The sequence below is a fragment of the Kineosporiaceae bacterium genome, from assembly GCA_016713225.1.
In the GTDB taxonomy this organism is placed as follows: domain Bacteria; phylum Actinomycetota; class Actinomycetes; order Actinomycetales; family Kineosporiaceae; genus JADJPO01.
In genome coordinates, this window is record JADJPO010000001.1 from 453,029 (window position 1) to 465,151 (window position 12,123).

The following is a 12,123-nucleotide window of genomic DNA, read 5'->3' on the forward strand; positions in this document are numbered from 1 at the left end:
GACCACAGACGTGTCCCCGCGTCTGTGCCTGTCCTGCCGCGCCGAGTTGGGCGCGAAGGCCCTGTTCTGCACCGCCTGCGGCACAGCAGTCCCTCGTGAGCAGCGGGAGAAGGCCGAGGCATCGCGTCCGGTCGGCTGGTGGGCCACCCCTGCTGCACCGGCCACCCCCGCCGCTGAGCCGGTGACGCGCGAGGAGCCGGCCCCGGCCGCTGCACCGAGCGCGAAGCCGGCTCTGGCGCCGGTGCCTGAACCCGAGCCCGAGCCAGAGCCCGAACCGAAGCCAGAGTCGGAGCCCGAACCGGAGCCGGAGCCGGAACCCGAGCCGGAGCCGGAGCCGGAACCCGAACCCGAGCCGGAGCCCGAACCGGAGCCGGAACCCGAACCCGAACCCGAGCCGGAACCGGACCCCGAGTCGGAACCCGAACCCGAGCCGGTCCTGAAGCTCGCTCCAGAGGTGACGTCCCCGCCGGCAGTGGAGCCGGAGCCGGTCGTGACGCCCCTCGACCTGAGGCCGACCTCCGAGGCCCCCTCGGCACTCCACCCGTCGTCGTCCCCGCAGCCGCGATCACGCCGCCGGCCGATCGTGATCGCCGCGGTGGTGGTGGGGGCGCTGGCCGGCCTCGCCCTGGTCTTCTGGCCGGGGGCGGGCCGATTGCGCGAGGTGGCCACGCAGACCGATGTGCGACAGGCGGCTGTCACGGCGTGGCGCGACGGCAACGCCGCCTGGGCCCGCGGCGACATCGCGGCGGTCTGCGACCACTACGACGGCATCGGTCGCGACGGTATGTGGGCAACGCGAGAGATCTGCGTGGAGTCCGAGCAGCAGGGGTACGACACGGCGACCGAGCAGCGCAAGCAGGTGCTGCGCGACATGTCGGTGGCCGCCGACCGCACCGAGTCGATCGACGCCGACACCGTGGTCATCTGGTTCCGCGACGTGACAGCGGGTGGCAGCAGGCCTGAGTACTTCACGGTCGACGATCTCGCCGTGATGCACCGGGCCGACACCAGGTGGAGGCTGGTCGGTGCCAGGTATCGAGGTGTGGTCGTCGGCAACGTCCCGCAGTCCGTCAGCAGTCGGCCGACCAGTGCGATCTCCACCTCGCCCTCACCGTCCCCCGTCGGCCCGTCGCCGAGTTCCTCCCCGAACACCTCGGCGATCACGCGTCCTGCCCCCACCGCCTCGGCATCCTGACCGCGCCATAGCCGTTGGCTACGTATTGCAGGCGATCGAACGCATAGAGTGACCTCATGCGCGTGGATCATTCGACCGGGGTTGTGCTGCCCGTGGTAGCCGCCTCGTTGATGGGTGCCGGGTCGGTGCTGGCCTTCGGTCTGATCGCCAGTCCGGGCAACGCCGAGGTGCGCTCGGCCGAGCCGGCGGCGCAGGCCGCTCCCGTGCTCGCGGCGTCCACCGCTCCGCCCCCGATCACCCTGACCGGACCGGTCGGGACCGCCGGGACCGGGCGCGCCGTCCTCGCTGCCGAGCCGGTTCGCCACCCCCGCGCGCAGCGGCCGACAGGGCGCGACCCCCGCACCGCGTCCGCGCGGCCGGTCCAGACCCACCAGACCGTCCAGACCCACCAGACCGACCAGGCAGCGCCGTTCGTGCCGGCCGAGAATGTGCCGCCGGCCAGGATCGGACCGCCGCCGGTCACCCTGGTGCGTGAGCTGAGCCGCAGCGGGCGGCTGGTCACCGTTCGGATCATCGACCCGGCGCTCGCGACCCCTCGGACGCCGGCCCGCCCGGCCGCACGCCGCTCGGCTCCCGTTCCGGCACCGACCTCGTGGCGGCGCGGTGCCGTGGGCGGCTGAGGTTCGCCGAACGCCCGCTCCGGCGTCTTCTGCGCGAACGCCCTCGATCTGTATCGTGGCAGCACGCTGCGACGAAGCGTGCAGCGTGCGGTGTTCGGCCTCCTCACCCGGCAGGCAGGCGCCGGTCCGGCCGAGCCGACAGCGGAGACCCCGACTGCGGTCCGACGAAGGAGCGCACGATGAACGATGCTGAGTCCCCGCGGGGCGATACCGCCCCGCACACCATGGCCTCCGGTGGCGAGGCGATCGACTTCGTCCAGCTGTTGACCCCGGACGGCGCCCGCAAGCGTCCGGCCGAGTACCCCCTCGATGTGGACGCCGAAACGTTGCGCGGCTTCTACCGCGACCTGGTCCTGCTGCGCAGGTTCGATACCGAGGCCACGGCCCTGCAGCGCCACGGTGAACTCGGCCTCTGGGCGCCGCTGCTCGGTCAGGAGGCGGCGCAGATCGGGGCCGGCCGAGCCATGGCGGCCCAGGACTTCGCGTTCCCCACCTTCCGCGAGCACGGTCTGGCCTGGTGCCGAGGCATCGAACCGGCGCAGATCCTCGAACTGTTCCGCGGGGTGAGTCTGGGCGGGTGGAACCCGACCGAACACAACCTGCACCTGTACTCCATCGTCATCGGCACCCAGGTGCTGCACGCGGCCGGCTACGCGATGGGCATCCAACGGGACGGCAACGTGGGCACCGGCGATCCGGAGCGGGACACCGCAGTGCTGGCCTGTTTCGGGGACGGTGCGACCTCGCAGGGCGACGTCAGCGAGGCGTTCGTGTTCGCCAGTGTGTTCAACCTGCCGGTGGTCTTCTTCTGCCAGAACAACCAGTTCGCCATCTCGGAGCCGAATCAGCGCCAGACCCGGATCCCGCTGTACCGCAGGGCATCCGGCTTCGGCTTCCCCGGGATCCGGGTCGACGGCAACGACGTGCTGGCGGTGTACGCCGTCACCCGTGCGGCCCTCGATCGGGCGCGCCGCGGCGAGGGGCCGACCTTCATCGAGGCCTACACCTACCGGATGGGCGCGCACACGACGTCCGATGATCCGAGCCGATACCGGCCGACGGGCGAACTCGAACACTGGCAGCAACTCGATCCGATCGACCGGTTGGTCGAATACCTGCTGCTCACCGGAACCGGCGATGAACGCTGGTTCGCCGAGGTGGCGGCCGAGGCCGATGCGCTCGGTGTCAGGGTGCGAGAGGCCTGTCGCACGATCCCCGACCCGTTGCCGCAGAGCATGTTCGATCATGTCTACGCCGAACCGCACGCCCAGGTCGAGGCCGAGCGGGCCTGGTTCCGGCAGTACCACCGTTCGTTCGAGGCGGGTGCGTCGGCATGACACCCGACAACACCTCTCAGAACGACTCCGGCGTGACGCTCACCATGGCGAAGGCGATCAATGCCGGTCTGCGCCGGGCCATGGAGCAGGATCCGAAGGTACTCGTCATGGGCGAGGACGTCGGTGCCCTCGGCGGGGTCTTCCGGGTCACCGACGAGCTGGCCAAGGACTTCGGGGACGACCGGGTGATCGACACCCCGTTGGCCGAGTCCGGAATCGTGGGCACTGCCATCGGTTTGGCGATGCGCGGCTATCGCCCGGTGTGTGAGATCCAGTTCGACGGGTTCATCTACCCGGCGTTCGATCAACTGGTCTCTCAGCTGGCCAAGATGCACTACCGCACCGGGGGCACGGTGCGGATGCCGGTCGTCGTCCGGGTGCCGTACGGCGGCGGGATCGGCGCGGTGGAGCATCACAGCGAGAGCCCGGAAGCGTACTTCGCCCACACCGCGGGGCTGCGCGTGGTCACCTGCGCAACGCCGCAGGACGCCTACTGGATGATCCAACAGGCGATCACCAGTGATGACCCGGTGCTCTTCTTCGAGCCCAAGCGTCGTTACTGGGAGAAGGGATCCGTCGACCTCGAGGCACCCTCGGTCGGGTTGCACCAAGCCAGGGTGGTCCGGCCGGGCAGCCGCCTGACCATCGCCGCGTACGGCCCGATGGTGCGTACCGTCCTGGATGCCGCCCAGGTGGCCGAGCAGGAGGGTGTCTCGATCGAGGTGGTCGACCTGCGCAGCCTGTCGCCGCTCGACCTACCCACCCTGGTGGCCTCCGTCGAACGCACCCGACGGCTGATCGTCGTGCACGAGGCCTCGACCTTCCTGGGGATGAGTGCCGAGATCGCCGCGCGCATCTCGGAGAGCTGCTTCTACCACCTCGAGGCGCCCGTGCTGCGGGTCGGGGGATTCCACACCCCCTACCCCGCGTCGCGGGTCGAAGAGGACTACCTGCCGGACGTCGACCGCGTCCTGGACGCCGTCGATCGCGCTCTGGCCCACTGAATCACCCGTATCCGGAGAGGGTGCACTGATGCTGAAGGAATTCCGACTCCCCGATGCGGGCGAAGGGCTCACCGAGGCCGACATCGTGACCTGGCGTGTGCAGCCCGGCGACACCGTGGCGGTCAACGACATCATCGTCGACATCGAGACGGCCAAGTCGGTCGTCGAGCTGCCCTGCCCGTATGCCGGGGTCGTCGCCGAGTTGCTGGTGGCCGAGGGCGACACCGTCCCCGTGGGAATGCCGATCATCCGACTGGACACCGGCGACGAAACCGATTCCGGCGCAACGGATGATGCTGGTGTTGTCGAACCGGAGCGCACCCCGATGCTGGTCGGCTACGGCCCGCGCGACGGGGCGGCCGTGCGGCGTCGCCGGGTGGCTGCAGTGGTCGAGGACCAGCCTGCCACCGAGATGGCGCCGGTTGTCGAGCTGCCGCCCGCGGCCGAGATCTCGCCGCAGGATGTGGTGGCCGGGTTGTTCCGTCCGCTGGCCAAACCGCCGGTGCGCAAGCTCGCTCGTGATCTCGGGGTCGATCTCAACACGGTGCCACCGACCGGCAAGGGCGGGGTGGTCACCCGCCAGGACGTCGAGGCTGCCGCCGATCGAGCCGCGGCCCCGACCCTGGCGGCAGCGGAACGTGTTGCGCTGCATCGCGAGACGCGCGTGCCGGTCCGCGGGGTGCGCAAGCTGACGGCCCAGGCCATGGTGACGAGTGCGTTCACCGCTCCCCACGTCACCGAGTGGGTGCAGGTCGACATGACCCGCACCGTGAAGTTGCTGGGTCGATTGCGCCACAGTCCGGAGTTCGCGGGAGTGCGGCTGACCCCGTTGGTGATGGTGGCGCGGGCGCTGCTGGTCGCCGTCCGGCGTAACCCCGGGATCAACGCGACCTGGGACGCCGAGACCGACGAGATCGTCACCAAGCACTACGTGAACCTGGGGATCGCGGCGGCGACCCCTCGGGGGCTGTTGGTGCCCGTCATCCCGGACGCCGACTCGTTGGGCCTGCGTGAACTGGCGCAGGCGATCTCGGTCCTGGCCAAGACCGCCCGCGACGGTCGGACCCAGCCCGCCGAGATGGCCGGCGGCACTGTCACGATCACCAATGTCGGGGTGTTCGGTGTGGACGGCGGTACCCCGATCCTGCCGCCGGGTCAGTCGGCGATCCTCGCCGTGGGTCAGGTGGCTGCCCGTCCCTGGGTGCACAAGGGAAGGGTCCAGCCCCGTCAAGTCACCACGCTGTCGCTGAGTTTCGACCACCGCATCGTGGACGGCGAGCTCGGTAGCCGAGTGCTCGCCGACACCGCCGCCATCCTCAACGACCCCGGCACCGCCCTCGTCTGATGGTGATCATGAAATCCGTGCACACCGTCTGACAATGCGCTCACCCGGAGCCCACGGCGCGAATGGTCCTGCTTCCCCTGTCGGACCTCCACGTCGACGTGGAGGCGGCCCGAACGTCAGCCGGACGCCGTCCGATGGCGCTGTCGCATGACCCGGGCGACGTCACGGCACACCGTGTCGGAGAACGGGAGTGAGCCAGCTGCCCAATCGTCGGCGATCGTGGAGGTCGCGACCAGGAGCCGATCGAGGATCGTGGTGGCGGCCGCTTCGCGCAGGCCGAGATCGGCCCCCAAGGCGAGAAGCCGCCGCCGTGACAGGCCGTGGACCCTGCCGTCGACGCTCAGGGCGAGAATGTGATCGCCGTACGGCAAGGTGCACGGGATGTCGTAGGCAGGAGCGACCCGCCACTCGCCGGACGGATCGACGAGCACCGAGAGGTTCTTGGCGTGGAGGTCGCCATTGCCGGTGAGCCACGCGAAGCACGCCTGGCGGTAGAGATCACGCGCTGCGACGGGGCGGGCTGCGCAGAGGTTGGTCAGGGCCGAAGCCACGTCCTCGAAGCTCACGGCGTACTTGTCGGCGGGATATCGGCCGAGCACCTGCGCGCCGTCCTCGACGTGCAGTGGGTGCGTGGTGCCATCGGGTCGGGGGAGCCGGTCGAACCGTCGGATCAACAGACCGGGCCGCCCGGTCGCGTCGTGAACCACCTCGGCGTCCACCACGGGCAGCCCCGCAGCATGGGCCTGCCGAAGCATGTAGGCCTCGTTGAGCACGACGTGTGGGTACTCGGGGGGGTCGACCTTCAGGATGAATCGCTCCCCGGCCCGGGCCAACGGGAGGGAGATCATTCCGGCCGAGGCCTTGTGCTGGATGCCCGCCAGGGCGACGGGATCGACGATCCCCGCGGCGTCGAGGACGCGGCTGAACTCGATCTCGTCCCAGGCCTTCGTGACGGTGACCAGTGGTGAGGGCATCGTGGGGGAGTCTGCGTGCGGAACGATCTGGGCATCGCCCACGGTGTCGCTGCCGACGGCGATGAGGAGTGAGAGATCGTCGTCCGCCGAGGTCTTGACGGCCTGACGCAGGGCGTTCAGGCGGCGGCCCTCGGGCAGTAGCCCGGCGAAGAACGGCGGCACGGCACCCGCCATGGTGACCACGGGGTCGCGAACCAAAGGCAGCGTGCTGGCTACGGGCGTTCCGGCGCCGATCAGATGGTCCTCGGTGTATCTGAACTCCACCCCGGAGGGAAGCCGATCGAGCGTGGCCGCCCATCGCCGACCGACGTAGACATCGGCTCGGGTGACGCGGCGAGGATCCAGGCCACGCAGGTCCAGGCTCATGGCGTCCTCAGCTGGGTACGCAACTCCAGGCCGAGCACCTCGAGCAGGGCGATCACCTTGTCGAGTCTGACGGTGGGTTTACCGTGTTCGAGGGCGCGGATGAAGCGAATCGACACCCCGGCCAGATCGGCGAGGTCGGCCTGGGTGAGCGCGAGTGTCTCTCGGCGAACCCTGAGTTCTGAACCAAGGCTGGACGCAGACATCTGGGCACCTCTCAATGCGGCACGATCGTGCCGATTGGTGTCAACGATAGGACCTCAGCGCCATGTGGTCCAGAGTATCGGCACGATCGTGCCGATACTCATGAGGAATCGCCTCGGATGAACTCAGGATCAGCAATGCGGCACGATCGTGCCGCTCGGTGTCACGTCGTGAAGATCTGCAGGTCGAGGTCTCGGGTCACCACGCCGAAGCGGCTGCTGTCTCGTGACCAGGCGATCAGGTGATAGCGATCGTTCAGGGTCACGGTGCGTTCCAGCTCGGCGGTCTGGACGTTCCAGACGCCGACGACGCTCAGCGTCCGGAACGGGGCGGGGGTGACCCGACGCGCTCCCCGGTTCGCGCTGTAGGCGGCGTGCGAGTCGAGCAGGTACCGGCCGTCGGGCGAGAAGCTGTAGTTGCTGATTCCCTCGTCGGTGATCGTCACGCGGGGCGCGAGGTCGACGCGCGTGCCGTCCGGGCGTTCGAGTTCGCCGCCGTCGATGAGCGTCCCGTCAGCGGAGATCGCCAGGTACCCGCCCGAGAAGCCCGCGTACCGAGGGGTCAGCCGGCGCTTGCCGTCCCAGAGCGAGCGCGTGGTTCCCGAGGCCAGGTCGGTCACGGTGTCCGCGCACTGAACCTGGGTGTTGTCGGGCGACAGCCCGACGGTTGCCGCGCACGGCCGCTCCCCGAGAGGGCTGCCCTGGTGCAACGTCTTCACCACGCTGGCATCCGCAGTGTCCTGGATGCGCAGGTCGTTCTCGGTGGCGCCGGCCTTGTCGGTACCCCAGGCCCAACTCACGACGCGGCTGCCGTCGGGTGACAGCGCTGCGCCGTCCACCGCCGACAGCCCGTCGTTGCCCTCGCTGACAGCGCCTCCTGCCAGGTCACGAAGGACGCGGATCGGGGCACCCGTGCGCGTGTCGAACAGGGCCAAGACGGTGCGGTAACGCGCGCCCGACCAGCCGGTCAGACCGACCAGCGCCGTCCGGGCGCCCGGACCGAGGTCGAAGGACCGGAAGTCGGCGTGGGTCGAGCCGGCGTCCAGGCCGAGCGCCTCGACGTCGAGCCGGGTACTGCTCACGCAGGTGTCGCCCCGGTCGAGACGCCCGCACGGCCAGGCCTCGGCACGGCCGAACCAGGTCCCCGTCGCAACCAGCCCGAGCGCCGCGACCACGGCCACGGCGACGGCTCGACGCTTGGACAACCGGCTGCTCACGATGCCTCCCGACAGGCTCGACGACGCCCGCCACCATAGGGCCAACTCCTGCTGATGTGTCAGCTCGGCGTGTGATCACGGGCGGGCGCGGTGCCCACGCACAGCCCTTCGGCAGGCCTGGCCTGCGCACGCTCGAGGTTCCCGACCGTGCGCAGTGGTTCAGCGCACGCCCCGGGTGCGGAACTGCACGCTGATCCGCGGCCCCACCGGACGCGAGGTCTTCAGGACGGCGTGCTCCCAGGTGCGCTGGCACGACCCGCCCATGGCCACCAGGTCGCCATGACCCAGCGCGAATCGATGCGCCACCCGGCCGCCGCGCGGGCGAAGCGCCAACTCACGCGGCGTCCCGAGGGAGAGGATCGCGATCACGGTGTCCTCGGTCTTGCTGCGCCCGGTGTCATCGCCGTGCCAGGCCACGCTGTCGCGCCCATCGCGGTAGAGGCAGAACCCGGCCGTCAACAGGGGCTCGCCCAACTGTGGTCGGTAGTGGTCGTTGAGGCGATCGAACGCCTCGGCCAGCAACGGATCGGGCAGCGGTTCGCCGATGTCGTAGAAGGCCAGGAGCCGGGGGACGTCGACCACGCGGTCGTACATCCGGCGGCGCTCGGCGACCCAGGGCACGGCGTCCAGCAGGCGCTCGAACAGGCCGTCGGCACCGGGCAGCCAGTTCGGCTGCACATCGACCCAGGCGCCGGCTGTCAACGCCACCCGTCGGGGACGGGGAATCTCGGGCTGGGTACGACCCTCCGGAGGCTGGTCGAACAGGCTGCCCTGAATGGCGAGCGGCATGAGGCAATTCTGCCACGGATTCGAACGTACGTCCGAAAGTGGCCCCGCCTGCCGCGCCTGCCGATTCACGCCGGGACGCGCATCCCTGCCTCGTACAGTGGACGACGACGAAAGGGACAGAAGGTGCGCGCAGCCTGGCTGGGGGCTCTCGGCGCCGCGGCCGTGGTGGCGGTGGGGCTGGCCGTGGTGTGGAGTGCCGACCGGGACGGGGTGTCGCTCGCGCCCGCGGGGCAGCCGACTCCGACCCACTCCGGGGCTGACGCGGTGCGCGTGGTCGTCGCAGCCGATCTGGCGTGCCCGTCCCCGACGCCGCAACCCGACGACTGCCAGCAGGCGGCGACCTCGCAGGTGGCCCTGGGCCTGTCACCCGAGGCGGTGGTGTTGCCCGGCGACCTGCAGTACGACCGTGGCACCCGCGAGGAGTTCGTCCGCGCCTTCGCCCCGAGCTGGGGCCGGTTGACGGCCATCACCCACCCGGCGGCGGGCAACCACGAGTACGACAGTCCCGGCGCCGCGCCCTATTTCGACTACTTCGGCGAGGCGGCGGGACCGCCCGGTCGGGGGTGGTACAGCCGCGACCTGGGGTCGTGGCACGTGATCGCGCTGAACAGCAATTGTGCCGAGGTCGGTGGTTGTGGTGAGGGCTCGCCGCAGCTCGCCTGGTTGCGTGCCGATCTGGCCCGGAACCCCGCGCGGTGCGTGATGGCGTTCTGGCATCACCCGCGCTGGAGCCACAGCAAGCACGGTGATCACGAGCAGGTCGGCGCCTTCGTCGAGGTTCTGCACGCCGCAGGTGCCGAGCTCGTGTTCACCGGGCACGATCACAACTACCAGCGGTTCGAGCCGCGCCGTCCGGATGGTGCCCGTGACGAGGCGACGGGGGTGCGGCAGTTCGTGATCGGGACGGGAGGTCGTCGCCTCTACCCGATCTCCTCCACCCAGGGGTTGGACGCCGCCACGGACGAGTCCTTCGGCGTGCTGAGCCTGACGCTCGGCGCGAACGGGTACGACTGGCGGTTCGTCCCCGCGGCCGGTGGCACCTACTCCGACCACGGATCGGCCACCTGCCACTGACGCGTTGCCGAACGCGGCAGGAGGACCCGCCGAATCGGACGGCAGATGATAGGGATGCGTCGTGAACCCTGTCTGGGACGACCCCGAACTGACCGGGCGCAACCGCCTGCCGATGCACACGCTGCGCCACGAGCCCGGTGAGGTGGGCGTCGAACGGCTCGACCTGGACGGCGTCTGGGCCTTCGAGTTGTTCGGGACGCCCGGGTCGGCGCTCGCGCCGGGGGCCGCTGCCCCACCCTGCGCCGCAGCTCAGGTGCCCGGTGCCTGGACGCTGCAGGAGTTCGAGGACCGGCACGGCGTCGGCGACCTGCCGCACTACACGAACGTGCAGATGCCCTGGCCCGACCTGCCGCCGCACCCACCGGCGGCCAACCCGACCGGGGTGTACGAACGCACCGTCGACCTGCCCGCGGACTGGACCGAGTCCTCGGCAGGGACCGGACGTCGCGTGGTGCTGCACGTGGGGGCGGCCGAGAGCGTGCTGATCGCCTGGGTCAACGGGGTCGAGGTCGGCGTCGGCAAGGACTCGCACCTGGCGAGTGAGTTCGATGTCACCGCCGCGATCCGTCCGGGTGCCAACACGATTCGCCTCGCGGTCGTCAAGTGGTCGGATGCCACCTTCATCGAGGATCAGGACCAGTGGTGGCACGGCGGCATCACCCGTTCGGTGTTCCTCTACGCCACGGCGCCGGTGTACCTGGCCGATGTGAGGGTGCACGCCGATCTCGTCGAGCTTCCGATCGAGCCGGACGGCCTGACCGGCGGCGCCCTCTCGGTCGTCGTCGAGGTGGGCGCACTCGACGGGCGGGTGCCTCACGGGTGGTCGGCATCACTGGCGTTCGACCTGCCCGACGGCACCACCCTGGACGACGCCACGCACCTCGCGGCGTCGGTACCCGGTTCGGGGCCGGTCGACTCGGGGCCGATCGAGGACGGACAGGCCACCCAGCCCCTGCCGATCGAGCCGTTGGTGGCGATGCGGTCGGTCTACCTGAACGCCGCCGGTGGTCTGCCCGCCACCGACGAGGGCGCGATGCACCGGGTCGTCGCCGAGGCCGTGCGTGGCTACCGACGTCCGCTCGGCATGGGTCGCCTGGCGCTGTCGGCGCGGCTGGGCGGCGTCCGGCCGTGGACCCCGCACACCCCGCAGCTGTACCCGCTGGTGGTGCGCTTGCACGACCCGAGCGGGAACATCGTCGAAACCGCTTCGTACCGTGTGGGTTTCCGGCGGGTCGAGGTGGTGGGGCGCGACCTGCTGGTGAACGGCGTCCGACCGTACCTGCGGGGCATGAACCGGCACGACAGCGACCCCTTCACCGGCCGCACCCTGACCCCGGCGCAGCTGCGCGAGGATCTGATCACCCTGAAACGGTTCGGGTTCAATGCCGTGCGCACCTCGCACTACCCCAACGACCCAGCCCTGCTGGATGCCGCGGACGAGCTCGGCCTGATGGTGATCGACGAGGCCGACATCGAGTGCCACGCCTACGCTCACCACCTGCCCGCCGACCCGCGCTACCTGTCCGCCTTCGTCGACCGGGTCTCGCGCATGGTGCGTCGTGACCACAACCACCCCAGCGTCGTCGTCTGGTCGTTGGGCAACGAGAGCGGCTACGGCGCCAACCACGATGCCGCCGCCGGCTGGGTGCGCTCGTTCGACCCGAGTCGGCCGCTGCACTACGAGGGCGCCATCATGTTCGACTGGTGTGGGCCTCAGCCGGTCAGCGATCTGGTCTGCCCGATGTACCCGCCGATCGAGGCGATCGTGGCTCACGCGACCTCCGGGGAGCAGCGACTACCGTTGATCATGTGCGAGTTCTCGCACGCCATGGGCAACAGCAACGGCACCCTGGCCGACTACTGGGCGGCCATCGAGGCCCATCCCGGGCTGCAGGGCGGATTCATCTGGGAGCTGTGGGACCACGGCTTGGCGCAACGGCCCGACGGCCGCCCGGTGGGCCTGGCCGGATCACGCACCGATCGGTTCGCGGCGCCCGGTGAC

General features: G+C 70.3%; 9 protein-coding genes and 3 pseudogenes. 8 read left to right on the forward strand and 4 right to left on the reverse strand.

Annotation, left to right across the window (positions count from 1 at the left end; all coding sequences use genetic code 11):
- Nucleotides 1-238: 238 nt before the first annotated feature.
- The 5 genes and pseudogenes from IPK24_02075 to IPK24_02095 all read left to right on the forward strand — a co-directional run bounded on the left by IPK24_02075 (nucleotide 239) and on the right by IPK24_02095 (nucleotide 5,501).
- A pseudogene (locus IPK24_02075) lies at nucleotides 239-499 on the forward strand (procyclic acidic repetitive family protein).
- Nucleotides 500-1,251: 752 nt separating this feature from the next.
- Nucleotides 1,252-1,815: a hypothetical protein gene (locus IPK24_02080; GenBank protein MBK8074362.1), complete on the forward strand. Its 564-nt coding sequence runs from the start codon at nucleotides 1,252-1,254 to the stop codon at nucleotides 1,813-1,815.
- Nucleotides 1,816-1,994: 179 nt separating this feature from the next.
- Nucleotides 1,995-3,152 carry a pyruvate dehydrogenase (acetyl-transferring) E1 component subunit alpha gene (gene pdhA, locus IPK24_02085; GenBank protein ID MBK8074363.1) on the forward strand — a complete coding sequence of 386 codons (1,158 nt, stop codon included), beginning with the start codon at nucleotides 1,995-1,997 and terminating at the stop codon, nucleotides 3,150-3,152.
- Nucleotides 3,149-4,156, forward strand: coding sequence for an alpha-ketoacid dehydrogenase subunit beta (locus tag IPK24_02090; GenBank protein ID MBK8074364.1), 1,008 nt, complete (start codon nucleotides 3,149-3,151; stop codon nucleotides 4,154-4,156). Before pdhA ends, IPK24_02090 begins: the two co-directional genes overlap by 4 nt.
- A gap of 28 nt (nucleotides 4,157-4,184) precedes the next feature.
- Nucleotides 4,185-5,501: a 2-oxo acid dehydrogenase subunit E2 gene (locus tag IPK24_02095; protein MBK8074365.1), complete on the forward strand. Its 1,317-nt coding sequence runs from the start codon at nucleotides 4,185-4,187 to the stop codon at nucleotides 5,499-5,501.
- A gap of 116 nt (nucleotides 5,502-5,617) precedes the next feature.
- Here the strand turns inward: IPK24_02095 and IPK24_02100 are convergent, their stop codons facing one another.
- From IPK24_02100 to IPK24_02115, 4 genes are all read right to left on the reverse strand, one after another.
- On the reverse strand, nucleotides 5,618-6,841 hold the full coding sequence (locus IPK24_02100) for a HipA domain-containing protein (GenBank protein ID MBK8074366.1): 1,224 nt from the start codon (nucleotides 6,839-6,841) through the stop codon (nucleotides 5,618-5,620).
- Entirely contained in the window at nucleotides 6,838-7,044 is a 207-nt protein-coding gene (locus tag IPK24_02105; GenBank protein ID MBK8074367.1) for a helix-turn-helix transcriptional regulator, read from the reverse strand. Before IPK24_02105 ends, IPK24_02100 begins: the two co-directional genes overlap by 4 nt.
- 161 nt (nucleotides 7,045-7,205) lie before the next feature.
- Nucleotides 7,206-8,258, reverse strand: a complete 1,053-nt coding sequence (locus IPK24_02110) for a hypothetical protein (GenBank protein MBK8074368.1) — start codon at nucleotides 8,256-8,258, stop codon at nucleotides 7,206-7,208.
- A gap of 159 nt (nucleotides 8,259-8,417) precedes the next feature.
- A complete protein-coding gene (locus IPK24_02115; protein ID MBK8074369.1) occupies nucleotides 8,418-9,047 on the reverse strand; it encodes an alpha-ketoglutarate-dependent dioxygenase AlkB in 630 nt (209 codons plus the stop codon).
- A gap of 123 nt (nucleotides 9,048-9,170) precedes the next feature.
- Here IPK24_02115 and IPK24_02120 point away from each other — a divergent pair, with 123 nt between their 5' ends.
- From IPK24_02120 to IPK24_02130, 3 genes and pseudogenes are all read left to right on the forward strand, one after another.
- Nucleotides 9,171-10,121, forward strand: a complete 951-nt coding sequence (locus tag IPK24_02120; GenBank protein MBK8074370.1) for a metallophosphoesterase — start codon at nucleotides 9,171-9,173, stop codon at nucleotides 10,119-10,121.
- A gap of 112 nt (nucleotides 10,122-10,233) precedes the next feature.
- Nucleotides 10,234-10,944, forward strand: a pseudogene (locus IPK24_02125) (hypothetical protein).
- A gap of 153 nt (nucleotides 10,945-11,097) precedes the next feature.
- A pseudogene (locus IPK24_02130) lies at nucleotides 11,098-11,349 on the forward strand (hypothetical protein).
- The last annotated feature ends 774 nt before the right edge of the window (nucleotides 11,350-12,123 follow it).